Below are 21,207 nucleotides of genomic sequence, written 5' to 3' on the forward strand. Positions count from 1 at the left end.
GCCTTTCAGTCCGAAGCGGTGGGGATAGCATCAAGAAAAACTTCTTGCGAGCCACAATCCCAGAAACAGCGCGAGGATCGAGACGATTACGCTGCCCAGCGCATAACCGAAGGCCGGCACGATTTCACCGCGCTGCCACAGCACGGCGAAATCCAGCGAAAAGGCGGAAAATGTGGTGAAGCCGCCGAGGATGCCGGTGGCGACGAACAGGCGCAACTCGTTCGAGGCGTTGAAGCGGCGCGCCAGAAGTTCGATGAACACGCCCATCGCGAGCGAGCCGGCGACGTTGATGGCAAACGTGCCCCAGGGAAAGCCGGCGCCGACCACGCGCAGTGCTGCAAGATTAACGAGGTGGCGAAGCGAAGCGCCGACGGCGCCGCCAATAGCGACAAGGATAAGATTGAACATCGCCGCAGTTCTACGGCCCGTTCGTCAACCGCGTCAATCGACACAAACGGGCGCCATCAGCGCCCGCCGTGGTGCAACCGTCTCGGAGTGCTATTCCGCGAAAAAGGCGAAACGGATGACGAAAAGCGCCGCTACCAGCCAGGTCGCCGAGTGAACCGACGTCGCCTTGCCGGTCACGGTCTTCAGCACGACGTAGCTGATGAAGCCGAAGGCTAGGCCGTTGGCGATGGAATAGGTGAACGGCATCGCAAGCGCAGTGAGTGCCGCCGGCGTCGATTCAGTCACGTCCGTCCAGTCGATGTCGACAAGCTCGTGCAGCATCAGGCCGGCGACGTAGAGCAGCGCCGGTGCCGTCGCATAGGGCGGCACCGACGCGGCCAGCGGCGAAATGAACAGCGACGCCAGGAAAAGCACGGCGACCACCACCGCGGTGAGGCCGGTGCGGCCGCCGGCCTGTACGCCCGACGCGCTCTCGACATAGGCGGTCGTGCTCGACGTGCCGAGCAGCGAACCGGCGGCAATCGCCGTGGAGTCGGCAAACAGCGCCTTGCCGAGATTGTTCGGTTTGCCTTCCTCGATCAGCCCGGCCCGCTTGGCGACGCCGATCAGCGTGCCGGTGGCGTCGAACACCTCGACCAGGACGAAGACCAGGACGACGTGAAAGATGCCGACGCTGAGCGCGCCCATCAGGTCGAGTTGCAGGAAGGTCGGCGCCAGGCTTGGCGGCGTCGATACGATGCCCTGGAACTGGGTCAACCCGAGGAAGATGGAAAGCAGCGTGACGACCAGTATGCCGATCAGGATCGCACCGCGCACCTTCAGCGCGTCCAGCCCGGCAATGATGAAGAAGCCGAGAATGGCAAGCAGCGCGCCCGGCTGTCTGAGGTCGCCAAGACCGATGAGGGTGGCCGGATTGTCGACCACGATACCGGAATTCTTGAGCGCGATGATGCCGAGAAAGAGGCCGATGCCCGCCGCGATCGCCGCCCTCAGCGAGCGCGGAATGCCAGCGATCAGCCAGGAGCGCACGCCGGTTATCGTGAGGATGAAGAAGATGACGCCCGAGATGAACACCGCGCCCAATGCCTGTTGCCAGGTGAAGCCCATGGCGGCAACCACGGTGAAGGCGAAGAAGGCGTTGAGGCCCATGCCCGGCGCCATGCCGATCGGCCAGTTGGCGACCAGGCCCATGACCAGCGAGCCGATCGCGGCGGCCAGACAGGTCGCGACGAACACCGCGTTGCGATCCATGCCGGTGGTCGACAGGATATCGGGGTTGACGAAGATGATGTAGGACATCGTCAGGAACGTGGTGACACCGGCAATCAGCTCGGTGCGCACGCTGGTCTTGTGTTCCGTCAGCCGGAAAAAATTCTCGAGCATGATACCTCCCGGTGGCCGCGCTCTCGCGCGGCGTTGCCGATGCGTGATGTCCGGGTGTCGCTATCAACAGCGCATCACCTCAAGACAGTGCGCGAGATGCCGGGCTTGTGGCCAGACAATCACGCTTCCACGTATCGTTCCTCCCTGGGAGTCCACTTCGCGCGTTGGCGCGGCGAGCGCAAGCACGCTTGGCTTGAAGGAGTTTCAAGTTTTTAAGGCGCCGGACTTGTCTGCTAGCGGACGAGATAGAGGTCGGAAACGCTGTTGAGCCGTATCTCGAGACCGGGGCCGGCTCCGGCCATCACGTCGAAATCCGCATATGCGGCGAGATCGAGCCCCGTTTCGGTCCCAAGCGACGCGATCGATATTTGTGTGTCGTCAAAATCGCCGAAAACGAAGGCCCGACCTGTCGGCCTCGGCAGAAACGTCAGTTGCGAGCGCTTGTAACCGAGGGTGGTGAGTTCGCCGGTCTCGCCGTTGACGAAGGCAAGGACCTTCCAGAACGCGATCGGGATCCCGCGGTTGTAATAAACCGGATCGTCATCGGAAATGACCGGACCAGTGATGACTGTAACGCGGTAGTCGTTCCTGTCGGTGGTTTCTAGCACATAGTTTTCGAGGTCGAGCCAGATGCCGGCATTAAAACCTTGCCGTTGCGGCGCGACGTTGGTGATGTGAAAAGTATCAGCGTCCGCCTGCGTAGCCGTAGCCTTGTCGCCCCAGTCGGGATCCTCGCGCCGGGTCATATGGCCACGGCTGAAAAGCCCCTGGCGTTCGTCGCCGTAGCCCTCGTGGAGGTTTTGGAGCTGACTTTCGATGCGTGGGTCGCGGCGCCAAACGTCGGTCCGCTTGATATCGCGGTTCACGAGCTTGCCGTCGATATTGCAGGCGCTGAAAATCGGCAGGCCTCGCGACCTGCTCATCTTGACAGAGAAATGGGTGTATTTGAGCTCGTACGGGTCGGCGCCGGTGGTAAGCGCATCGTCACGGAGCGGCACAAGATCGTCGGCCCATTTGCCCGCCCCAGGCAGCGGCAACGGCTTGTCGGCGTCGATGAAGGCTGGGTCGTAACCGTCGCGATTTTCATAAGAATCGACCGGCAACTGGGCCTCGGTGACCCTGAACGCCCCTGCGTCGACGAGCGGGCCAAATGCCTTGCGAAATTGCATCTCGTCCCCGGTGAACCTAGCCGCCACGCTCGGCGCGCAGCTTCGCCCAATAGTCCAGCCGCTTGCGGATTTCGCGCTCGAAACCCCGGTCCGGCGGATCGTAAAATTTCCGGCGACCCATCTTCTCCGGAAAATAATCCTGGCCGGAAAAGGCGTCCGGCTGGTCGTGGTCGTATTGATAGCCCTTGCCGTAGGCCTCGTCCTTCATCAGCTTGGTGGGGGCGTTGAGGATATGTTTGGGAGGCAGCAGCGAACCGTTTTCCTTGGCCGCCTGCATGGCTGCCTTGAAAGCCGTGTAGACCGCGTTGGATTTCGGCGCGGTGGCCAGATAGACGCAAGCTTGCGCGAAGGCAAGCTCGCCCTCTGGCGAGCCGAGATAGTCATAGGCGTCCTTGGCCGCATTGGCGATCACCAGCGCCTGCGGGTCGGCCAGGCCGATGTCCTCGACGGCCATGCGCACCAGCCGCCGGCCAAGATAGAGCGGATCCTCGCCGGCATCGAACATGCGCGCCAGATAGTAGAGCGCCGCGTCGGGATCGGAGCCGCGCACTGCCTTATGCAGCGCCGAGATCAGATTGTAGTGGCCATCCTGGCCCTTGTCGTATATCGGCGCGCGGCGCTGCACGATGCGCTGCAGGCCGGCCTCGTCGAAGATTTCGGCCTCGCCGGCTGCGCGCCACACCTCTTCGGCGAGCGTCAACGCGGCGCGCCCGTCGCCGTCGGCCATGCGCACCAGCATGGCGCGCGCATCGGCGTCGAGCGGCAGCGCCCTGCCCTCCTCGGCCTCCGCCTTGTCGAGCAGCTTTCCGATGCTCTCTTCGGTATGGGATTGGAACACCAGCACACGCGCGCGCGACAGAAGCGCCGCGTTGAGCTCGAAGGACGGATTTTCCGTCGTCGCGCCTACCAGCACGACCGTACCGTCCTCCATGACGGGCAGGAACGAGTCCTGCTGGGCGCGGTTGAAGCGGTGGATCTCGTCGACGAAGAGCAAGGTCTGGCGGCCATTGCCGTGGCGCAGCTTGGCCGTTTCAAAAACCTTCTTCAGGTCGGCGACGCCGGAAAAGACCGCCGAAATCTGTTCGAAAGCGAGAGCTGTCTCGCCGGCGAGCAGCCGTGCCACCGTCGTCTTGCCGGTGCCCGGCGGTCCCCAGAAGATCATCGAGCCGAGCGAACCGGAGCGGATCAGCCGCGTCAGCGCGCCGTCATCGCCGGTCAGATGCTCCTGGCCGACGACCTCGTCGAGCCTGGCCGGGCGCAGCCTGTCGGCCAGCGGCCTGCCCGGCGGTGCCTTTTCCGGCTCGTCCTTGGCGAAGAGGTCAGCCATCAATAACGCAGCATCTGGCGCATAAGCCGACCATCGCGCTCTATGGTGAAGCGCCACCAGCGGGTGCGTTGCGCTGCCGCTGCCTGCAGCTTCTCCGCCGAATCGATCGCCTCGCCATTCACCTCACGCACGATGTCGCGCGGCCGGAAGCCGAATTCCGCCGCCGGCGAGTTGGGCTTGATGTCGACGACCGCAATGCCGGTGGTCTCGACCGGCATGCCGAGTTGCTGAGCGAGCCGCGGCGACAGCGCCGCCACCTTGGTGCCGGCGAATGGGCTGCGCCCGTCGATCGAAACCTGAACGGCGGAGCTGCCCTCCGGCGCCCGCTCCAGCTTGATCTTGACGCTCTTCTCGGCGCCACCGCTCAACACGGAAAAGTCGGCGATACTGCCGATCTGCTGGGTGGCGAGCCGGTAACCAAGCGCATCGACGTGCTCGATCGGCAGTTTGTTCATGGCAAGCACCACGTCGCCCGCCTTGAGGCCTGCCTTGGCCGCCGGCCCGTCGGGAATGACGGAAGAAACCAGCGCGCCCTCGGGACGCGCCATGCCGAGCGACTCGGCGATCGGCGCCGTCACCGGTTCGAACCCGGCGCCGACGAACGGCCGCTCGAAATATTCGCTGCCGTTCTTGGCCGCCTCGACCACGGCGCGCACGATGTTTGCCGGAATGGCGAAGCCGATGCCGATCGAACCGCCGCTACGGCTGTAGATAGCCGTATTGATACCGATCAGCTGGCCGCCCATGGTGACCAGCGCACCGCCCGAATTGCCGGGATTGATGGCCGCGTCCGTCTGGATGAAGAAGCCGAAATCGGAGACGCCGATATGCGAGCGGGCGAGTGCAGAGACGATGCCGCTGGTCGTTGTCTGGCCGACGCCGAACGGATTGCCGATCGCCAGCACGAGGTCGCCGACCTGCAGCGCATCGGAATCGCCGATCGCCACCGACGGGAACGGTTCCTTTGCATCGATCTTCAGTACGGCGAGATCGAGCGATTCATCCTTGAGCAGCAGCTTGCTCTCGAATTCGCGGCCGTCGGAGGTCGCGACCTTCACTTCGTCGGCGTCGCGGATGACGTGGAAGTTGGTCACCACGAGCCCACTCGGGTCGACAAGCACGCCGGAGCCGAGCGCCGACTTCACCCGGGGTGGCATCTGGTCGCCGAAGAACTGCTCGAAGAACGGATCGCCGGCGAAGGGAGAGCGGGCGCGGACCTGCTGCGACGCGTAGACGTTGACGACCGCCGGCGCCGTCTCCTTGACCAGCGGCGCGAACGACAGCTGCATTTCCGCGCGGCCGAACGGCACGCGGCGGTCGACGGTTTCGCCACTGCGCATGAGGTCAGCGATCGCCGCGCCCAGATCGCTGGCAGCGTTGTCCTGAGCCGAGGCCGACTGCACAGGCGCCGCAGCGAGCAGCAATCCCGCGATCACAAGCGAGCGAAAGAACCTCTGGCGCATGGCGATTCCTCTGTCTTCCAACTTGCCACCATTGTCACGACGATTGTGCAAAATGAAAGGCTGGAAAAGGACCGCTTATCCCTACTTCGGCAAACTTGTCTCGATGCGGGCAGCGATTTCGGCAAAGCCGCGTTCGCGGGCGTGCTCGAGCGGCGTCTTCCCGTCACGATCCGCGATGTTCTGCGCGCCGGCATCGACAAGCAGCCCGACGATTTCCTGATAGACGGGGCCGCCGTTGCCCAGGATCACAGCTTCGAGCAAGGCCGTCCAGCCGAGATTGTTGATGTGATCGATGTCGATGTCCGTGCCGAGCAGAATGCGGATGGTGCTTGGGTGCCCCTTGTCGGCCGCCGGTATCAGCGCGGTGCCGCCGTAGCGGTTGGTGTCCTTCAGGTTGGCCTTGCCGGTCGCGAGGATCAGCTTGAGGATCTCGTCACGCCCTTCGGCGCCGGCGTAGAGGAACGGCGTATCGCTTATGCTGTCCTTGGCATTCACGTCGGCGCCAGCCTCAATCAGCAGTCGGGCGACCTCGACATGATTTCCGCGAGTTGCCAGGAGCAGCGGCGTTCTTCCCTCGCCGTCACGGCTGTCGATTGGCGTCTGGGCAGCCAGAAGTTCGCCAACCTTGGCAGCATCGCCGTTACCGGCGGCTTGAAGAAGCATCGTTTCACCCGTTCCGTTCTGCGCCCCAGCGCTGCTCACCAGGAGGATCGCCAGGACGAGGAACAGCAACAAGTTCAGCGGCGATCGGTTCATGGGTCTCTTCAACCGGTTTATCCAGCGGATGTAAGGCCCGGGCATGAAAAGCAAAAGGGGCCTTGCGGCCCCTTCAAGTCTTTCAAGAAAAACGAAACGACGCTTATGCCGCTTCGGCTTCCTCGTTGACGCCTTCGGCTTCAAGGCGGGCGCGGTCACCGGCACCCTTGGCCGAGGTGTCGCGATCGACGAACTCGATGACGGCCATCGCGGCGTTGTCGCCGTGGCGGAAGCCCGCCTTCATGATGCGCAGATAGCCGCCGTTGCGCGAGGCATAGCGCGGCGCGATCGTGTCGAACAGGCGCTTCACCAGGGCCTCATTGCGGATCTGCGCGATCGCCTGGCGGCGGGCATGCAGATCGCCGCGCTTGCCCAGCGTGACGAGCTTCTCGACGATCGGACGCAGGTCCTTCGCCTTCTGCAAGGTGGTGACGATCTGCTCGTGCTCGATCAGCGAACCCGAGAGGTTCGCAAAAAGAGCCTTGCGGTGGCTAACGCTGCGGCCAAGCCGGCGGCCGGTAAATCCATGGCGCATGGCTTTTCTCCTTCAATCCTGGTTCTGAGGCTTACGCCTCGGTTCTTTCAGGAGCCTGCCTCGCCGGCCGCCGGTTCCTTACCGGCGTTCGGTCAAGAACATGCTCAATACTGGTCTTCGTAACGCTTGGCGAGATCTTCGATGTTCTCCGGCGGCCAATCCGGCACTTCCATGCCGAGATGCAGGCCCATGGCGGCGAGCACTTCCTTGATCTCGTTCAGCGACTTGCGGCCGAAGTTCGGGGTGCGCAGCATCTCCGCCTCGGTCTTTTGGATCAGGTCGCCGATATAGACGATGTTGTCGTTCTTCAGGCAGTTGGCCGAACGCACCGAAAGCTCGAGCTCGTCGACCTTCTTGAGCAGCGCCGGGTTGAACGCCAATTCGGTGACCTGCTCTTCGGCCACGGCCTTCTGCGGCTCGTCGAAATTGACGAACAGGCCGAGCTGGTCCTGCAGGATGCGGGCTGCGAACGCCACGGCGTCCTCGCCCGAGATCGAACCGTCGGTCTCGATCGTCATGGTCAGCTTGTCATAGTCGAGAACCTGGCCCTCGCGGGTGTTTTCGACCTTGTAGGAGACCTTCTTGACCGGCGAATACAGCGAGTCGACCGGGATCAGGCCGATCGGCGCGTCTTCGGCGCGGTTGCGGTCAGCCGGCACGTAACCCTTGCCGGTGTCGACAGTGAACTCCATACGTATCTCGGCGCCCTCGTCGAGCGTGCAGATCACGTGGTCGGGATTGAGGATCTCGACGTCGCCGACCGTCTGGATGTCGCCGGCCGTGACGGCGCCCGGACCCTGCTTGCGCACGACCATGCGCTTGGGGCCGTCGCCTTCCATCTTGATGGCGATTTCCTTGATGTTGAGCACGATGTCGGTGACGTCTTCGCGCACGCCGGCGATCGAGGAGAATTCATGCAGCACGCCGTCGATCTGCACCGCGGTCACCGCGGCGCCGCGCAGCGACGACAAAAGCACGCGGCGCAGCGCGTTGCCGAGCGTCAGGCCGAAACCCCGCTCCAGCGGCTCAGCGACGAGCGTGGTGAGGGTCTTCTTCTTCGAAGAAAACTCGATCTTGTTCGGCTTGATCAGTTCTTGCCAATTTTTCTGGATCATTCGTTCTTCCTTCCGGTTCCCTGCCACTATCCAATCGTGACAGGTGATCTGGAAAACCGCAGAGAAGCGCCGTGGCGCCCATGCAGTGGTGAATTTCTAAGTCCTAGACGCGGCGCTTCTTGCGCGGACGGCAGCCATTGTGCGGGATCGGCGTCACATCGCGGATCGACGTGATGGTGAAGCCCGCGGCCTGCAGCGCGCGAAGGGCCGACTCACGGCCCGAACCCGGACCGCAAACCTCGACCTCGAGCATGCGCATGCCGTGTTCCTGCGCCTTCTTGGCGACGTCTTCGGCGGCCATCTGCGCGGCGAACGGGGTCGACTTGCGCGAGCCCTTGAAGCCCTGTGCACCGGCCGACGACCAGGCGATCGAATTGCCCTGCGCGTCGGTGATGGTGATCATCGTGTTGTTGAAGGTCGAGTTGACGTGGGCAACGCCCGACGAGATGTTTTTGCGTTCGCGGCGGCGAACACGACCGGCTTCCTTGGCCATGGTAGTCCTTCCAGTTGATCTCTACACCGCCGTAATGCCAGCGGCTACACCAGGACTAGGGGAGTAGGGGAATAAGGGAGTATGGGAATGGGTCAGACCCGTCGTCCCTACTCGCCTATTCCCTTACTCCCCTACTCCCTCAAATTACTTCTTCTTGCCGGCGATCGCCTTGGCCGGACCCTTGCGGGTGCGCGCATTCGTATGCGTGCGCTGGCCACGAACCGGCAGCGAGCGACGATGGCGCAGGCCGCGGTAGCAGCCGAGGTCCATCAGGCGCTTGATGTTCATCGAGACTTCGCGGCGCAGGTCGCCTTCGACCTGATAGTCGCGGTCGATGGTCTCGCGGATCTGCAGGACTTCGGCGTCGGTCAGCTGGTTGACGCGGCGCTCTGCCGGGATGCCGACCTTCTCGACGATCTCGGACGCGAACTTCGCGCCGATGCCGTGAATGTACTGCAGCGCGATGATGACGCGCTTGTTGGTAGGAATATTGACGCCGGCTATACGAGCCATCTTCTTCTCCATGTGGACCGGTCTAGCCGGTGATTGTTGTTGACCCGCGTCCGGTGGAGGCCGGCCCTTGCGGGGTTCTCTTGTCAAAGCGGCGGCAATGCCCTCGCGGACCAGCCAGCCATATGCCTGAATGGGAGACGGGCCGCTATAGTCCAGCGGACCGAAACAGTCAACTGGCCTTATCTATTTTCTATGACTGCTCTTTTCAAGCAGCGCTTCGATTTCGGCAGTCACCGTATCCATGTCGGCCATGCCGTCGACGCCCTTGAGCAGTCCCTTGGCATAATAATAGCCGATCAGCGGCGCCGTCTTCTTGTAATACTCGCGCAAGCGCTCCGGAAACACCGCGGGATCGTCATCCTTGCGCACCGGTTTGCCGGCGGCCCTGGTTTCTTCCGCCCGCTTGGCGATGCGGCCGACCAGCACCTTGTCGTCAACCACCAGTTCGATGACCACGTCGAGCGCGAGGTCACGCTCATCGAGCATCTTGCCCACCGAATCGGCCTGCACCAGCGTGCGCGGATAGCCGTCCAGGATGAAACCCTTCGCGCAGTCCTTCTGGTCGATGCGTTCGGCAACGATCGCATTGACGATCTCGTCCGAGACGAGCTCGCCGGCATCCATCACCGCCTTGGCCTTGAGACCGATCGGGGTTTTAGCCGCAACGGCAGCGCGCAGCATGTCGCCAGTGGAGAGCTGAGGTATGCCGTACTTTTCTACCAGTCTCTGTGCTTGCGTCCCCTTGCCCGCCCCCGGCGGCCCAAGCAAAATCAGCCTCATCTTCCCCTCTTGCCCCCCCGGAGCTTCGACTTCTTGATAAGCCCCTCATACTGGTGGGCAATCAGGTGACCCTGGATCTGCGCAACCGTGTCGAGCGTGACGCTCACCACGATCAGCAGCGATGTGCCACCCAGATAGAACGGAACGCCGGTCGCCGATATTAGAAATTCGGGCAACATGCAGACGAGAACCAGATAGATCGCGCCGACCACCGTGATGCGGGTCAGCACGTAGTCGATGTATTCGGCGGTGCGCTCGCCGGGACGGTAGCCCGGGATGAAGCCGGAATGCTTCTTCAGCTGGTCTGCGGTGTCTTTCGGGTTGAAGACGATCGCCGTGTAGAAGAAGGCGAAGAAGACGATCATGCCGGCATAAGCCAGCATGTAGAGCGGCTGGCCGTGGCCGAGTGCCGCGATGATGCCGGACGCCCAGCCCGGCAGCGTCGTCTGGTCGGAGAAGCCCGCCAGCGTCGCCGGCAGCAGAAGCAGCGACGAGGCGAAGATCGGCGGAATGACGCCGGCCGTGTTGAGCTTCAGCGGCAGGTGCGAGGTGTCGCCCTGGAACATGCGGTTGCCGACCTGGCGCTTCGGATACTGGATGAGCAATCGGCGCTGGGCGCGCTCGAAGAACACGATCAGCGCGATCACGACGACCGCGAGAACGATGATCGCCAGAATGAGGCCCGTCGACAGCGCGCCGGTGCGGCCGAGTTCGAGCGTGCCGCTGAGCGCCGAAGGCAGGCCCGCGACGATGCCGGCGAAGATGATCAGCGAAATACCGTTGCCGATGCCGCGCGCGGTGATCTGCTCACCCAGCCACATCAGGAACATGGTGCCGCCGACCAGGGTGATCACCGCCGATGTACGGAAGAACCAGCCCGGATCGGTCACGATGTTATTACCGCTCTCGAGGCCGGCGGAAATCCCGTAGGCCTGCACCAGCGCCAGGAGCACGGTGCCGTAGCGGGTATACTGGTTGATGACCTTGCGGCCCTGTTCGCCTTCCTTCTTCAGCGCTTCGAGCGACGGAACGACCGACGTCATCAGCTGCATGATGATGGATGCGGAGATGTAAGGCATGATGCCGAGCGCGAAGATCGCCATACGCTCGACGGCACCGCCCGAAAACATGTTGAACATGCCGAGCACGCCGCTGCTCTGCTGGGTGAATGCCTGCGCAAACGCCTCCGGATTGATGCCGGGCAGCGGGATGTAGGTGCCGAGGCGGTAGACGAGCAAGGCGCCGAGCGTGAACCAGATGCGTTTCTTGAGGTCTTCCGCCTTGGCGAAAGCCGCAAAATTCAGATTGGAAGCAAGTTGTTCAGCAGCCGATGCCATGCAAACTCTCCGCTCGATCGCGCTGCGGACTCCCAGGCGGGAAGCGCGTATCAGGAAGCCACGAGATAGGCTTCGCCCGTCAAAGATGCAAGCGGCGGCGATCCCCTCGCCGCCGCCCGATCAAAGACCCGTTACTCGGCGGCTGCCTGTTCCGGCAGTTTCACCGATCCCCCGGCCTTTTCGACCTTTTCGATCGCGGTCTTGGACGCGCCGGCGATGTCGAATGCCAGCTTCGCCTTCAGTTCGCCGTCGCCGAGCAGGCGCACGCCGTCCTTGGCGCGGCGCAGAACGCCAGCCTTGATCAGCGATTCGACCGTCACGGTCTCCTTGGCGTCGAGCTTCTTGGCATCGACGGCGGCCTGAACGCGCGCCAGCGAAACCGTGTTGAAGTCCTTGGCGAAGATGTTCTTGAAGCCGCGCTTCGGCAGACGCCGGTAAAGCGGCATCTGGCCACCTTCGAAGCCGTTGATGGCGACGCCGGAACGGGCCTTCTGACCCTTCACGCCGCGGCCCGCGGTCTTGCCGGAGCCGGAGCCGATGCCGCGGCCGAGGCGCTTCTTGGAATGCGTCGCGCCTTCGTTGTCACGCAGATCATTGAGTTTCATGACTGTTCTCCTGCGCTCTGGCTCAGGCCTCGTCCACGACGCGGACGAGGTGCTGAACGGCGGCGATCATGCCGCGCACCGAAGGCGTATCTTCGAGGGTGCGCTTGCGATGCATCTTGTTGAGGCCGAGACCGACCAGCGTCGCGCGCTGCTCCTTCGGCCGGCGGATCGGGCTGCCGATCTGCTCGACGGTAATCGTCTTGGTTGCTTTCTTGGCCATGGCGGTAATCCTTGGTCCTTGCGACTATTCTTCGGCAGCGACGGCGGTGCCGCGGCGTGCCTGGAGCGTCGAGTACTTGATGCCGCGCTGCGCTGCCACATCCTTCGGATGCAGCTGGCTCTTCAACGCGTCGAAAGTGGCGCGAACCATGTTGTACGGGTTCGACGAGCCCATCGACTTGGCGACGACGTCGTGCATGCCGAGCGTCTCGAAGACAGCGCGCATCGGACCACCGGCGATGATGCCGGTACCCGGCTTGGCGGCGCGCAGCAGGACGCGGCCAGCGCCCCAGCGGCCTTCGACGTCGTGATGCAGCGTACGGCCCGAGCGCAGCGGCACGAAGATCAGATCGCGCTTGGCCGACTCAGTCGCCTTGCGGATCGCCTCCGGCACTTCGCGCGCCTTGCCGTGACCAAAGCCGACGCGGCCCTTCTGGTCGCCAACGACGACGAGTGCGGCAAAACCGAACCGCCGGCCGCCCTTGACGACCTTGGCGACGCGGTTGATGTGGACGAGCTTGTCGACGAATTCGCTGTCGCGCTCTTCACGGTCACGGCCGCCGCGGCGGTCGTCCCTACGTTCTTGTGCCATTATCCTGTTCCTTATTCTTTTCCGGAAGCACGGGGTTGATGATGATCCGGCGCCCTTTGGGTCACCGGACCGGTTGCTAGAAGCTCAGGCCGCCTTCGCGGGCGGCTTCGGCCAGCGCCTTGACGCGGCCGTGGTAAATGTACGGGCCGCGATCGAAGACGACGTTCTTGATGCCGGCCTTCGAGGCGCGCTCGGCAAGCAGCTTGCCGACGGCGGCGGCGGCGGCGGAATCGGCGCCGGTCTTCAGCGAGCCCTTGAGATCCTTCTCGAGGGTCGAAGCGGCGGCAACGGTGTGGCCGTTCGAATCGTCGATGATCTGCGCATAGATATGCTTCGACGAGCGATGCACCGACAGGCGCGGACGATCGCCGGACACTTTCTTGAGCTGGCGGCGAACACGCTGGGCGCGGCGCTGGGTGGTCTCTTTCGGGGATGCCATAGTATTCGTTCCTTGCCTTCAGAAAACGGGGCCGGCCATATGCGGTAGGCTGGAATGCCTCCCGCGACCGCGCCCCGCGGCGTTGTGGTCTTACTTCTTCTTGCCTTCCTTGCGGACGATCTTCTCGCCCGCATAGCGCACGCCCTTGCCCTTGTAAGGCTCCGGCGGACGGTACTCGCGGATTTCCGCGGCAACCTGGCCGACCTGCTGCTTGTCGATGCCGCTGACCGTGATCTCGGTCGGCTTGCCGACGCTGATCGTGATGCCTTCCGGCGTCTGGTAGACGACCTCGTGGCTGAAGCCAAGCGCCAGCTGCAGGTTCTTGCCCTGCATGGCGGCGCGATAGCCGACGCCGGTGATCTCGAGCTTCTTCTCGAAGCCGTCCTTCACACCCTGCAGGATGTTGACGATCTGCGTGCGCGACATGCCCCACTTGGAGCGCGCCACCTTTGTCTGGTCCTTCGGCTGAACGGCAATCTCGCCATTCTCCATCTTGACCAGCACTTCGTCGTTGACCACGAACTTCAGCTCGCCCTTCGGACCCTTCGCCGAGACGGTCTGGCCGTCGACGGTCGCGGTCACGCCTTGCGGCAGCTGAACGGGTTTCTTGCCAATACGAGACATTTTCTTGTCCTCGTTCCTGTTCTTTTTTCAGTCGGCCCGATCAGAAGATCTGGCAGAGGATTTCGCCGCCGACATTCTGTTCGCGCGCTTCATGGTCGGCCATCACGCCCTTCGGGGTCGAAAGGATCGAGATGCCCAGGCCGTTGGCGACCGACGGGATCGACTTGACCGAAACATAGACGCGACGGCCCGGCTTCGAGACGCGGGCGATCTCGCGGATCACCGGCTGGCCTTCGTAGTACTTCAGCTCGATCTCGATTTCCGACTTGCCGTTGTCGAAGTCGGTCTGGCTGTAGTCGCGGATATAGCCTTCCGACTTCAGCACGTCGAGAACACGGGCGCGCAAACGCGAGGCCGGCGTCGAGACCTTGGTCTTCTTGCGGCCATAGGCGTTGCGGATGCGGGTCAGCATATCGCCGAGAGGATCACTCAATGACATTGTTCGTCCTCCTTACCAGCTGGACTTGACGAGGCCGGGGATCGCACCCGTATTCCCGAGATCGCGAAGCGCGATACGGGACACCTTCAGCTTGCGGTAATAGGCGCGCGGACGGCCGGTTACTTCGCAGCGGTTGCGGATGCGGGTCTTGGCCGAATTGCGCGGCAGGGCAGCAAGCTTGAGCTGGGCGCGGAAGCGCTCCTCGATCGGCAGCTTCTGGTCCATGACGATCGCCTTCAGGGCCTTACGCTTGGCAGCGTACTGGTCCGTGAGCTTGCGGCGCCTGTTGTTCTTCTCGACTGAGCTGGTCTTGGCCATTTCAGATTTTTCCTTTTCTCGCTGCCGTTACTGCCGGAAGGGGAAGTTGAAGGCCTTGAGCAATGCCCGGGCTTCGTCGTCCGTCTTGGCGGTCGTACAAACGATGATGTCCATTCCCCAGATCTGGTCGACCTTGTCGTAGTTGATCTCGGGAAACACGATGTGTTCCTTGATGCCCATAGCAAAGTTGCCACGGCCATCGAAGCTCTTCGGGTTCAGGCCGCGGAAGTCGCGGACGCGCGGCAGCGCGATCGTGACCAGGCGGTCCAGGAACTCGTACATGCGCTCCTTGCGGAGCGTCACCTTGGTGCCGATCGGCATGTTCTCGCGAACCTTGAAGCCGGCGATCGAGTTGCGGGCCTTGGTCACGACAGCCTTCTGGCCGGCGATCATCGTCAGGTCCTCGGCGGCGACCGACGGCTTCTTGGAATCCGCCGTGGCTTCGCCGACACCCATGTTGATGACGATCTTGTCGAGACGCGGAACCTGCATCTCGTTCTCGTACTTGAACTGCTCGAGTAGCGCCTTGCGGATCTGCTCGTTGTACTGCTTCTTCAAGCGAGGCTGGTTTTGTGCCTTAGCCATTGATGACTTCTCCCGAGCGCTTCGCAACGCGCACTTTCTTGCCGTCCTTCTGGACCTGGAAACCGACGCGGGTCGGCTTGCCATCCTTGGGGTCGGCCAGCGCGATGTTCGACAGGTGAATCGGCGCTTCCTTGGTAATGATCCCGCCCTCCTGGGACTGGGATTGCTTCTGGTGGCGGCGGATCATGTTGACGCCGCGAACGACAGCCTTGTCGTCCTTCGGCGCGACGCTGAGCACTTCGCCCGTGCGGCCCTTGTCCTTGCCGGCCAGAACGACGACCTTGTCGCCTTTACGGATCTTCTGCATTTTTCCGGCTCCTTACAGCACTTCAGGCGCGAGCGAGATGATCTTCATGTGGTTCTTGGCGCGGAGTTCGCGCGGAACCGGTCCAAAGATACGCGTGCCGATAGGCTCTTTCTTGTTGTCGACGAGAACGGCTGCGTTCTTGTCGAAACGGATCACGCTGCCGTCCGGGCGGCGGATGTCCTTGGCCGTGCGAACCACGACCGCCTTCATCACATCGCCCTTCTTGACGCGGCCGCGCGGAATGGCTTCCTTGATCGACACCACGATGATGTCGCCGACCGAGGCGTATTTCCGCTTCGAACCGCCCAGCACCTTGATGCACATGACACGACGGGCGCCGGAATTATCCGCGACGTCGAGGTTTGTTTGCATCTGAATCATGACTGGCCGCCTTCTTCTTTTCTATCGGGACGGGCGCTGCGCCCTCCCCGGTCAATCCAAATTCGTTATTGTGCCTGCGCTTCGGTCACGACGATCCAGCGCTTGTCCTTGGAGATCGGCTTCGATTCCTGGATAAACACCTGATCGCCCACCTTGCAGGCATTGTTCTCGTCGTGCGCCTTGTACTTCTTCGTCATGCGCACGGTCTTCTTCATCACGGGATGCGTGAAGCGCCGTTCGACCTTGACGACAACCGTCTTCTCGTTCTTGTCGCTGACGACGGTGCCCTGCAGGATGCGCTTTGGCATGTTCGTGTCCTTACTTCTTGCCGGCCGATTTTTCGGCGGCGATCGTCTTGATGCGCGCGATGTCCCTGCGGACCTCCTTCACGCGAGCGGTCTTCTCGAGCTGGCCGGTCGCCTTCTGGAAGCGCAGGTTGAACTGCTCCTTCTTCAGGCTGGCCAGTTCGTCGTTCAGCTGGTCCGGGCTCTTTGTCCGTACGTCCGAGGCTTTCATGGCTCTCGACCTTCCTTATTCTGCGATGCGCTGGATGAAGCGCGTCTTGACCGAGAGCTTGGCGGCGCCCAGGCGCAGCGCTTCACGCGCTATCTCCTCGGAGACGCCGTCGATCTCGAACATCACCCGGCCCGGCTTGACCCGGCAGGCCCAGAAATCCACCGCGCCCTTGCCCTTGCCCATGCGGACTTCGGTCGGCTTGGAGGTCACCGGAACGTCCGGGAAAATACGGATCCACACACGGCCGGCGCGCTTCATCTCGCGGGTGATCGCGCGGCGGGCCGCCTCGATCTCACGCGCGGTGACGCGGTTCGGTTCCATGGCCTTCAGTCCGAAGCCGCCGAAATCCAGGTTGGTGCCGCCCTTGGCGACGCCGTGGATACGGCCCTTGAACTGCTTGCGGAACTTTGTGCGCTTTGGCTGCAGCATCTTGTCTACTCCAAATCTTCAATGCGCTCAGGCGTTCTCGCGGCGACGGCCGCGTTCACGCTCGCCGCCACCATGCGAGTGATCGCCTTCCGTGGCGCGGCGTTCCGAGGCCATCGGGTCGTGCTCGAGGATCTCGCCCTTGAACACCCAGACCTTGACGCCGCAGATGCCGTACGCGGTCTGCGCTTCGGCGGTGCCGTAGTCGACGTCGGCACGCAGCGTATGCAGCGGCACGCGGCCTTCACGGTACCATTCCATGCGCGCGATTTCGGCGCCGCCGAGACGGCCCGCGCAATTGATGCGGATGCCCTCGGCGCCGAGACGCATGGCCGACTGCACGGCGCGCTTCATCGCACGGCGGAAAGCCACGCGGCGCTCGAGCTGCTGGGCGATCGACTGGGCAACCAGGGTCGCGTCGATTTCCGGCTTGCGCACTTCGACGATGTTGAGGTGCGTCTCGGACTTGGTCATCTCCATCAGCTTCTTGCGAAGCTTTTCGATGTCGGCGCCCTTCTTGCCGATGATCAGGCCAGGACGGGCGGCATGGATGGTGACGCGGCACTTCTTGTGCGGACGCTCGATGACAACCTTCGACACCGCAGCCTGCTTGAGTTCGCTCTGCAGGTATTTGCGGATCTTGATGTCCTCGTGCAGCAGCTTGCCGTACTCGCCGGTGTTCGCGTACCAACGCGAATCCCAAGTCCGGTTGATGCCGAGACGCAGGCCGATCGGATTGACTTTCTGGCCCATTATGCAGCCTCCACTTTCTCTTCGATCTCGCGAACGACAATCGTCAGGTTCGCGAACGGCTTCTCGATCCGGCTGGCGCGGCCGCGGCCACGAGCGTGGAAGCGCTTCATGACGATCGACTTGCCGACAAAGGCTTCGGCGACGACGAGAGCGTCGACGTCGAGGTCGTGATTGTTTTCCGCGTTGGCGATTGCCGATTCCAGCGTCTTGCGGACGGTGCCGGCAATGCGCTTGCGCGAGAATTCCAGGTCGGCGAGCGCAGTCGCCACCTTCTTGCCGCGGATGAGCGCGGCAACCAGGTTCAGCTTCTGCGGGCTGACGCGAATCGTGCGGAGAACCGCCCGTGCCTCGTTGTCAGCAAGCCTGCGCGGAGCTTTGGCCTTGCCCATCGTTACTTCCTCTTCGCCTTCTTGTCCGCGCCGTGACCGTAATAGGTCCGGGTCGGAGCGAATTCACCGAACTTGTGGCCGACCATGTCCTCGTTCACGGAAACGGGGATATGCTTCTGGCCGTTGTACACACCGAAGGTGAGGCCGACGAACTGCGGCAGGATGGTGGAGCGGCGGCTCCACATCTTGATCACCTCGTTACGCCCACCTTCACGAACCTTGTCTGCCTTCTTGAGCAGGAAGCCGTCGATGAACGGGCCTTTCCAAACTGAACGGGTCACGTCTGACTACCTCTCTTAGCTCTTGCGCTGATGGCGCGAGCGCAGGATGAACTTGTCGGTCGCCTTGTTGGACCGGGTCTTCTTGCCCTTGGTCGGCTTGCCCCAGGGGCTAACCGGATTGCGGCCACCGGAGGTACGGCCTTCACCACCGCCATGCGGGTGGTCGACCGGGTTCATGGTGACGCCGCGATTGTGCGGGCGCTTGCCCAGCCAGACCTTACGGCCGGCCTTGCCGAGATTGATGTTGCCGTGGTCCGGGTTGGAGACCGCGCCGACGGTGGCGATGCAGAGACCGCTGACGACGCGCTGCTCACCCGAATTGAGGCGCAGGATCGCCATGCCCTGGTCGCGGCCGACGAGCTGAGCGTATCCGCCAGCCGAACGGGCGATCTGGCCACCCTTGCCGGGCTTAAGCTCGACATTGTGGATGATCGTGCCGACCGGCATCGCCTGCAGCGGCATCGCGTTGCCCGGCTTCACGTCGACGTTCTCGCCGGCGATCACCTTGTCGCCCGGGGCCAGACGCTGCGGCGCCAGGATGTAGGACAGTTCGCCGTCATCATATTTGAGCAACGCGATGAAGGCGGTCCGGTTCGGATCGTATTCGATGCGCTCCACGGTCGCCGACACGTCGAACTTGCGGCGCTTGAAGTCGATGATGCGGTAGGAGCGCTTGTGACCGCCGCCGATGAAGCGGGCCGTGATGCGGCCGTAGTTGTTGCGGCCACCCGACTTTGTCAGGCCTTCCGTCAAGCCCTTGACCGGCTTGCCCTTGTACAGGGCCGAACGGTCGACCAGCACCAGTTGGCGCGTGCTCGGCGTTACGGGGTTGTATTTCTTGAGTGCCATTGTGCTTTCCTCGCGCCCTGTCTCAGAGGCCCGTAGCGACGTCGATCGACTGGCCGTCGGCCAGCGTCACAACCGCTTTCTTCACGTCGCCCTGGCGGCCGATGGTGCCGCGGAACCGCTTCACCTTGCCCTTGCGAACGAGTGTGTTCACCGCCGTCACCTTCACGCCGAACAGCGCTTCGATGGCAGCCTTGATCTCCGGCTTCGTCGCCTTCTTGGCGACGTTGAACACGACCTGGTTCTGTTCGGAAGCCATGGTCGACTTTTCGGTGATGGCCGGGCTGACGATCACGTCGTAGTGGCGAAGATCCGTCATTTGAAGCGCTCCTCGAGAGCCTCGACGGCGGCCTTCGAAAGGACCAGCGTGCCGCGGCGCAGAATGTCGTAGACGTTGATGCCCTGGATCGGCAGCACGTCGATGTTCGGGATGTTGGTGGCGGCCCGCTTGAAATTCACGTCGAGCTCGGCGCCGCCGATCAGCAGTGCGTTGGAGAGGCCTAGCGTCGCGAAATTGGCGATCAGCGCCTTCGTCTTGGCTTCCGTCAGCTTCAGATCGTCGATGATGATCAGGCTGGACGACTTGGCCTTGGCTGACAGTGCATGCTTCAGGCCGAGCGCGCGGACCTTCTTGGGAAGGTCGTGCTCATGGCTGCGCACGACCGGGCCGTGGGCCTTGCCGCCGCCGCGGAACTGCGGAGCGCGTGCCGAATGGTGACGGGCGCGGCCCGTACCCTTCTGCTTGTACATCTTGGCGCCGGTGCGCGCGATTTCGGCGCGGCCCTTGGCCTTGTGCGTGCCCTGCTGCTTCTTGGCAAGCTGCCAGCGCACGACGCGCTGCAGAATGTCTTCGCGCGGGTCGAGGCCGAATATCTCCTGGGAGAGCTTCACCTTGCCGGCGTCTTCGCCCGCGAGCGTGGTAATCTTGAGGTCCATTATTCTGCCCCTTCATTTGCCGGAGCGGCTTCATTCTTCTGCGCGGCGCGGATCGCACCCGGCTTCGGAGCGTTGTCCGGCAGCGCCACCTTGGCGGCGTCGCGCACCAGGATCCAGGCGCCCTTCGAACCTGGAACCGCACCGCGGATCAGGATCAGGCCACGATCGGTATCGGTCGAGACCACTTCGACGTTCTGCGTGGTGACGCGGGTGTCGCCCATGTGGCCGGCCATCTTCTTGCCCTTGAACACCTTGCCAGGATCCTGGCGCTGGCCGGTCGAGCCGTGCGTGCGGTGCGAGACCGAGTTACCGTGGGTCGCGCGGCCGCCACCGAAGTGGTGACGCTTGATGACGCCCTGGAAGCCCTTGCCGATCGTCGTGCCGGTCACGTCCACCTTCTGGCCGGCAACGAAGTGCTCGACCGTGATCTCGGCGCCGACATCCAGAAGATTGTCGGGCGACACGCGGAACTCCGCGACCTTGGCTTTCGGCTCGACGGAGGCAGTCGCGAAATGGCCGCGCAGCGCCTTCGACGTATTCTTCACCTTGGCAAGGCCAACGCCCAGCTGAACGGCGGTGTAGCCATTCTTCTCCTGGGTACGCTGCGCCACAACCTGGCAGTTCTCCATCTGGAGAACGGTCACGGGGACGTGTTCGCCGGCGTCGTTGTAGACGCGCGTCATCCCCAGCTTCTTTGCGATAACACCTGAACGCATCGGTTCGTTTTCCTTCAGAGGAGCCGTTTGGGACTGGCCCGCCCGGCTCATGTTCCCAGCTCTCAGAGCTTGATTTCGACGTCGACGCCGGCGGCAAGATCGAGCTTCATCAAAGCATCGACCGTCTGCGGGGTCGGATCGACGATGTCGAGCAGACGCTTGTGCGTGCGCATTTCGAACTGCTCGCGGCTCTTCTTGTCGATGTGCGGCGAGCGGTTCACGGTGAACTTCTCGATCCGGGTCGGCAGCGGAATCGGGCCGCGGACGTTGGCGCCGGTGCGCTTGGCGGTCGACACGATTTCGCGCGTCGAGGCGTCGAGCACCCGGTGGTCAAACGCCTTCAGGCGGATGCGGATATTTTGGCCGTTCATGCGTCACTTCCTTGTTCTGGCGCGGCGCGGGCTTTTTCGCGCCCGCGACAGATCGGTTGGTTCTTATTACTCTTTGATGCTTGCGACGATGCCGGCGCCGACGGTACGGCCGCCTTCACGGATGGCGAAGCGCAGCTTCTCTTCCATGGCGATCGGCACGATCAGTTCGACATCGACCGTGATGT

33 protein-coding genes and 1 pseudogene are annotated in these 21,207 nt (G+C 62.9%); all 34 read right to left on the reverse strand.

Annotated elements, in window-relative coordinates; translation table 11 throughout:
- Positions 1–30: 30 nt before the first annotated feature.
- Positions 31–408 (reverse strand): fluoride efflux transporter CrcB, encoded by a 378-nt coding sequence (gene crcB, locus OHD58_RS17300; RefSeq protein WP_263804654.1) that lies wholly within the window; start codon positions 406–408, stop codon positions 31–33.
- Between the two features lie 90 nt (positions 409–498).
- A complete protein-coding gene (locus OHD58_RS17305; protein WP_263804655.1) occupies positions 499–1,791 on the reverse strand; it encodes an NCS2 family permease in 1,293 nt (430 codons plus the stop codon).
- A gap of 233 nt (positions 1,792–2,024) precedes the next feature.
- Positions 2,025–2,960 carry a DNA/RNA non-specific endonuclease gene (locus OHD58_RS17310; protein ID WP_263804656.1) on the reverse strand — a complete coding sequence of 312 codons (936 nt, stop codon included), beginning with the start codon at positions 2,958–2,960 and terminating at the stop codon, positions 2,025–2,027.
- 16 nt (positions 2,961–2,976) lie between these two features.
- Positions 2,977–4,287, reverse strand: coding sequence for a replication-associated recombination protein A (locus OHD58_RS17315; protein ID WP_263804657.1), 1,311 nt, complete (start codon positions 4,285–4,287; stop codon positions 2,977–2,979).
- Positions 4,287–5,750: a DegQ family serine endoprotease gene (locus tag OHD58_RS17320; protein WP_263804658.1), complete on the reverse strand. Its 1,464-nt coding sequence runs from the start codon at positions 5,748–5,750 to the stop codon at positions 4,287–4,289. Before OHD58_RS17320 ends, OHD58_RS17315 begins: the two co-directional genes overlap by 1 nt.
- Before the next feature lie 81 nt (positions 5,751–5,831).
- Positions 5,832–6,506 (reverse strand): ankyrin repeat domain-containing protein, encoded by a 675-nt coding sequence (locus OHD58_RS17325; protein ID WP_263804659.1) that lies wholly within the window; start codon positions 6,504–6,506, stop codon positions 5,832–5,834.
- A 103-nt stretch (positions 6,507–6,609) separates the two neighbouring features.
- A complete protein-coding gene (gene rplQ / locus OHD58_RS17330) occupies positions 6,610–7,041 on the reverse strand; it encodes a 50S ribosomal protein L17 (RefSeq protein WP_263804660.1) in 432 nt (143 codons plus the stop codon).
- Positions 7,042–7,145: 104 nt separating this feature from the next.
- Entirely contained in the window at positions 7,146–8,156 is a 1,011-nt protein-coding gene (locus OHD58_RS17335) for a DNA-directed RNA polymerase subunit alpha (protein ID WP_263804661.1), read from the reverse strand.
- 103 nt (positions 8,157–8,259) lie between these two features.
- Positions 8,260–8,649 (reverse strand): 30S ribosomal protein S11, encoded by a 390-nt coding sequence (gene rpsK, locus OHD58_RS17340; protein WP_203278194.1) that lies wholly within the window; start codon positions 8,647–8,649, stop codon positions 8,260–8,262.
- 144 nt (positions 8,650–8,793) lie between these two features.
- Positions 8,794–9,162 (reverse strand): 30S ribosomal protein S13, encoded by a 369-nt coding sequence (rpsM, locus tag OHD58_RS17345; protein WP_149763573.1) that lies wholly within the window; start codon positions 9,160–9,162, stop codon positions 8,794–8,796.
- A gap of 183 nt (positions 9,163–9,345) precedes the next feature.
- On the reverse strand, positions 9,346–9,942 hold the full coding sequence (locus OHD58_RS17350) for an adenylate kinase (protein WP_263804662.1): 597 nt from the start codon (positions 9,940–9,942) through the stop codon (positions 9,346–9,348).
- Positions 9,939–11,279 carry a preprotein translocase subunit SecY gene (secY, locus tag OHD58_RS17355; protein WP_263804663.1) on the reverse strand — a complete coding sequence of 447 codons (1,341 nt, stop codon included), beginning with the start codon at positions 11,277–11,279 and terminating at the stop codon, positions 9,939–9,941. Before secY ends, OHD58_RS17350 begins: the two co-directional genes overlap by 4 nt.
- 131 nt (positions 11,280–11,410) lie before the next feature.
- Positions 11,411–11,884, reverse strand: coding sequence for a 50S ribosomal protein L15 (gene rplO, locus OHD58_RS17360; RefSeq protein WP_263804664.1), 474 nt, complete (start codon positions 11,882–11,884; stop codon positions 11,411–11,413).
- Between the two features lie 22 nt (positions 11,885–11,906).
- A complete protein-coding gene (gene rpmD / locus OHD58_RS17365; protein WP_067961904.1) occupies positions 11,907–12,104 on the reverse strand; it encodes a 50S ribosomal protein L30 in 198 nt (65 codons plus the stop codon).
- Positions 12,105–12,128: 24 nt separating this feature from the next.
- Positions 12,129–12,695 (reverse strand): 30S ribosomal protein S5, encoded by a 567-nt coding sequence (gene rpsE, locus OHD58_RS17370; protein WP_263804665.1) that lies wholly within the window; start codon positions 12,693–12,695, stop codon positions 12,129–12,131.
- Positions 12,696–12,771: 76 nt separating this feature from the next.
- Positions 12,772–13,134, reverse strand: a complete 363-nt coding sequence (rplR, locus tag OHD58_RS17375) for a 50S ribosomal protein L18 (RefSeq protein ID WP_263804666.1) — start codon at positions 13,132–13,134, stop codon at positions 12,772–12,774.
- Positions 13,135–13,224: 90 nt separating this feature from the next.
- On the reverse strand, positions 13,225–13,758 hold the full coding sequence (gene rplF / locus OHD58_RS17380; protein WP_263804667.1) for a 50S ribosomal protein L6: 534 nt from the start codon (positions 13,756–13,758) through the stop codon (positions 13,225–13,227).
- A gap of 40 nt (positions 13,759–13,798) precedes the next feature.
- The gene (rpsH, locus tag OHD58_RS17385; protein ID WP_263804668.1) at positions 13,799–14,197 is read right to left on the reverse strand and encodes a 30S ribosomal protein S8; all 399 of its coding nucleotides are present in this window, start codon (positions 14,195–14,197) and stop codon (positions 13,799–13,801) included.
- A 12-nt stretch (positions 14,198–14,209) separates the two neighbouring features.
- The gene (gene rpsN / locus OHD58_RS17390) at positions 14,210–14,515 is read right to left on the reverse strand and encodes a 30S ribosomal protein S14 (RefSeq protein ID WP_263804669.1); all 306 of its coding nucleotides are present in this window, start codon (positions 14,513–14,515) and stop codon (positions 14,210–14,212) included.
- A gap of 27 nt (positions 14,516–14,542) precedes the next feature.
- Positions 14,543–15,100, reverse strand: a complete 558-nt coding sequence (gene rplE, locus OHD58_RS17395) for a 50S ribosomal protein L5 (protein WP_263804670.1) — start codon at positions 15,098–15,100, stop codon at positions 14,543–14,545.
- Positions 15,093–15,407: a 50S ribosomal protein L24 gene (gene rplX / locus OHD58_RS17400; protein WP_263804671.1), complete on the reverse strand. Its 315-nt coding sequence runs from the start codon at positions 15,405–15,407 to the stop codon at positions 15,093–15,095. Before rplX ends, rplE begins: the two co-directional genes overlap by 8 nt.
- Positions 15,408–15,419: 12 nt before the next feature.
- Positions 15,420–15,788 carry a 50S ribosomal protein L14 gene (gene rplN / locus OHD58_RS17405; protein WP_006205457.1) on the reverse strand — a complete coding sequence of 123 codons (369 nt, stop codon included), beginning with the start codon at positions 15,786–15,788 and terminating at the stop codon, positions 15,420–15,422.
- Positions 15,789–15,853: 65 nt separating this feature from the next.
- Entirely contained in the window at positions 15,854–16,096 is a 243-nt protein-coding gene (rpsQ, locus tag OHD58_RS17410; RefSeq protein WP_263804672.1) for a 30S ribosomal protein S17, read from the reverse strand.
- Positions 16,097–16,106: 10 nt separating this feature from the next.
- Entirely contained in the window at positions 16,107–16,304 is a 198-nt protein-coding gene (gene rpmC, locus OHD58_RS17415) for a 50S ribosomal protein L29 (RefSeq protein WP_263804673.1), read from the reverse strand.
- Between the two features lie 15 nt (positions 16,305–16,319).
- On the reverse strand, positions 16,320–16,733 hold the full coding sequence (gene rplP, locus OHD58_RS17420) for a 50S ribosomal protein L16 (protein ID WP_263804674.1): 414 nt from the start codon (positions 16,731–16,733) through the stop codon (positions 16,320–16,322).
- Between the two features lie 27 nt (positions 16,734–16,760).
- On the reverse strand, positions 16,761–17,483 hold the full coding sequence (gene rpsC, locus OHD58_RS17425; protein WP_263804675.1) for a 30S ribosomal protein S3: 723 nt from the start codon (positions 17,481–17,483) through the stop codon (positions 16,761–16,763).
- Positions 17,483–17,872: a 50S ribosomal protein L22 gene (gene rplV / locus OHD58_RS17430; RefSeq protein WP_263804676.1), complete on the reverse strand. Its 390-nt coding sequence runs from the start codon at positions 17,870–17,872 to the stop codon at positions 17,483–17,485. Before rplV ends, rpsC begins: the two co-directional genes overlap by 1 nt.
- 2 nt (positions 17,873–17,874) lie before the next feature.
- Positions 17,875–18,153, reverse strand: coding sequence for a 30S ribosomal protein S19 (gene rpsS, locus OHD58_RS17435; RefSeq protein ID WP_263804677.1), 279 nt, complete (start codon positions 18,151–18,153; stop codon positions 17,875–17,877).
- 15 nt (positions 18,154–18,168) lie between these two features.
- On the reverse strand, positions 18,169–19,002 hold the full coding sequence (gene rplB / locus OHD58_RS17440) for a 50S ribosomal protein L2 (protein WP_263804678.1): 834 nt from the start codon (positions 19,000–19,002) through the stop codon (positions 18,169–18,171).
- Positions 19,003–19,024: 22 nt separating this feature from the next.
- Positions 19,025–19,318, reverse strand: a complete 294-nt coding sequence (locus tag OHD58_RS17445) for a 50S ribosomal protein L23 (RefSeq protein WP_263804679.1) — start codon at positions 19,316–19,318, stop codon at positions 19,025–19,027.
- Positions 19,315–19,935 carry a 50S ribosomal protein L4 gene (gene rplD / locus OHD58_RS17450; RefSeq protein ID WP_263804680.1) on the reverse strand — a complete coding sequence of 207 codons (621 nt, stop codon included), beginning with the start codon at positions 19,933–19,935 and terminating at the stop codon, positions 19,315–19,317. The genes OHD58_RS17445 and rplD overlap by 4 nt, the downstream gene beginning before the upstream one ends.
- Positions 19,935–20,651 carry a 50S ribosomal protein L3 gene (gene rplC, locus OHD58_RS17455; protein ID WP_263804681.1) on the reverse strand — a complete coding sequence of 239 codons (717 nt, stop codon included), beginning with the start codon at positions 20,649–20,651 and terminating at the stop codon, positions 19,935–19,937. The genes rplD and rplC overlap by 1 nt, the downstream gene beginning before the upstream one ends.
- A gap of 62 nt (positions 20,652–20,713) precedes the next feature.
- Entirely contained in the window at positions 20,714–21,022 is a 309-nt protein-coding gene (gene rpsJ, locus OHD58_RS17460) for a 30S ribosomal protein S10 (protein ID WP_007066362.1), read from the reverse strand.
- Positions 21,023–21,088: 66 nt separating this feature from the next.
- Positions 21,089–21,207, reverse strand: a pseudogene (gene tuf / locus OHD58_RS17465) (elongation factor Tu); the annotation flags it as partial.

Origin of the sequence: Mesorhizobium sp. ZC-5 (assembly GCF_025753855.1) — a bacterium.
Classification (GTDB): Bacteria; Pseudomonadota; Alphaproteobacteria; order Rhizobiales; family Rhizobiaceae; genus Neomesorhizobium.

What these genes read in the sequence shown, in the direction of transcription:
- OHD58_RS17335 (WP_263804661.1), bottom strand. Translation starts at nt 8,156, where the DNA reads ATGATCCAGAAAAATTGGCAAGAACTGATCAAGCCGAACAAGATCGAG.
- OHD58_RS17315 (WP_263804657.1), bottom strand. Translation starts at nt 4,287, where the DNA reads ATGGCTGACCTCTTCGCCAAGGACGAGCCGGAAAAGGCACCGCCGGGC.
- OHD58_RS17320 (WP_263804658.1), bottom strand. Translation starts at nt 5,750, where the DNA reads ATGCGCCAGAGGTTCTTTCGCTCGCTTGTGATCGCGGGATTGCTGCTC.
- OHD58_RS17310 (WP_263804656.1), bottom strand. Translation starts at nt 2,960, where the DNA reads ATGCAATTTCGCAAGGCATTTGGCCCGCTCGTCGACGCAGGGGCGTTC.
- crcB (WP_263804654.1), bottom strand. Translation starts at nt 408, where the DNA reads ATGTTCAATCTTATCCTTGTCGCTATTGGCGGCGCCGTCGGCGCTTCG.
- rplO (WP_263804664.1), bottom strand. Translation starts at nt 11,884, where the DNA reads ATGAAACTCAATGATCTGCGTGACAACGAAGGCGCGACGCATTCCAAG.
- rplF (WP_263804667.1), bottom strand. Translation starts at nt 13,758, where the DNA reads ATGTCTCGTATTGGCAAGAAACCCGTTCAGCTGCCGCAAGGCGTGACC.
- rpsK (WP_203278194.1), bottom strand. Translation starts at nt 8,649, where the DNA reads ATGGCCAAGGAAGCCGGTCGTGTTCGCCGCCGCGAACGCAAAAACATC.
- OHD58_RS17445 (WP_263804679.1), bottom strand. Translation starts at nt 19,318, where the DNA reads ATGACGGATCTTCGCCACTACGACGTGATCGTCAGCCCGGCCATCACC.
- rplN (WP_006205457.1), bottom strand. Translation starts at nt 15,788, where the DNA reads ATGATTCAGATGCAAACAAACCTCGACGTCGCGGATAATTCCGGCGCC.
- rplC (WP_263804681.1), bottom strand. Translation starts at nt 20,651, where the DNA reads ATGCGTTCAGGTGTTATCGCAAAGAAGCTGGGGATGACGCGCGTCTAC.
- rplQ (WP_263804660.1), bottom strand. Translation starts at nt 7,041, where the DNA reads ATGCGCCATGGATTTACCGGCCGCCGGCTTGGCCGCAGCGTTAGCCAC.
- rplB (WP_263804678.1), bottom strand. Translation starts at nt 19,002, where the DNA reads ATGGCACTCAAGAAATACAACCCCGTAACGCCGAGCACGCGCCAACTG.
- OHD58_RS17350 (WP_263804662.1), bottom strand. Translation starts at nt 9,942, where the DNA reads ATGAGGCTGATTTTGCTTGGGCCGCCGGGGGCGGGCAAGGGGACGCAA.
- rpsC (WP_263804675.1), bottom strand. Translation starts at nt 17,483, where the DNA reads ATGGGCCAGAAAGTCAATCCGATCGGCCTGCGTCTCGGCATCAACCGG.
- rpsE (WP_263804665.1), bottom strand. Translation starts at nt 12,695, where the DNA reads ATGGCACAAGAACGTAGGGACGACCGCCGCGGCGGCCGTGACCGTGAA.
- OHD58_RS17325 (WP_263804659.1), bottom strand. Translation starts at nt 6,506, where the DNA reads ATGAACCGATCGCCGCTGAACTTGTTGCTGTTCCTCGTCCTGGCGATC.
- rplE (WP_263804670.1), bottom strand. Translation starts at nt 15,100, where the DNA reads ATGGCTAAGGCACAAAACCAGCCTCGCTTGAAGAAGCAGTACAACGAG.
- rplX (WP_263804671.1), bottom strand. Translation starts at nt 15,407, where the DNA reads ATGCAGAAGATCCGTAAAGGCGACAAGGTCGTCGTTCTGGCCGGCAAG.
- OHD58_RS17305 (WP_263804655.1), bottom strand. Translation starts at nt 1,791, where the DNA reads ATGCTCGAGAATTTTTTCCGGCTGACGGAACACAAGACCAGCGTGCGC.
- rplP (WP_263804674.1), bottom strand. Translation starts at nt 16,733, where the DNA reads ATGCTGCAGCCAAAGCGCACAAAGTTCCGCAAGCAGTTCAAGGGCCGT.
- rpsQ (WP_263804672.1), bottom strand. Translation starts at nt 16,096, where the DNA reads ATGCCAAAGCGCATCCTGCAGGGCACCGTCGTCAGCGACAAGAACGAG.
- secY (WP_263804663.1), bottom strand. Translation starts at nt 11,279, where the DNA reads ATGGCATCGGCTGCTGAACAACTTGCTTCCAATCTGAATTTTGCGGCT.
- rpmC (WP_263804673.1), bottom strand. Translation starts at nt 16,304, where the DNA reads ATGAAAGCCTCGGACGTACGGACAAAGAGCCCGGACCAGCTGAACGAC.
- rplV (WP_263804676.1), bottom strand. Translation starts at nt 17,872, where the DNA reads ATGGGCAAGGCCAAAGCTCCGCGCAGGCTTGCTGACAACGAGGCACGG.
- rpmD (WP_067961904.1), bottom strand. Translation starts at nt 12,104, where the DNA reads ATGGCCAAGAAAGCAACCAAGACGATTACCGTCGAGCAGATCGGCAGC.
- rpsJ (WP_007066362.1), bottom strand. Translation starts at nt 21,022, where the DNA reads ATGAACGGCCAAAATATCCGCATCCGCCTGAAGGCGTTTGACCACCGG.
- rpsH (WP_263804668.1), bottom strand. Translation starts at nt 14,197, where the DNA reads ATGTCATTGAGTGATCCTCTCGGCGATATGCTGACCCGCATCCGCAAC.
- rplD (WP_263804680.1), bottom strand. Translation starts at nt 19,935, where the DNA reads ATGGACCTCAAGATTACCACGCTCGCGGGCGAAGACGCCGGCAAGGTG.
- rplR (WP_263804666.1), bottom strand. Translation starts at nt 13,134, where the DNA reads ATGGCATCCCCGAAAGAGACCACCCAGCGCCGCGCCCAGCGTGTTCGC.
- rpsN (WP_263804669.1), bottom strand. Translation starts at nt 14,515, where the DNA reads ATGGCCAAGACCAGCTCAGTCGAGAAGAACAACAGGCGCCGCAAGCTC.
- rpsM (WP_149763573.1), bottom strand. Translation starts at nt 9,162, where the DNA reads ATGGCTCGTATAGCCGGCGTCAATATTCCTACCAACAAGCGCGTCATC.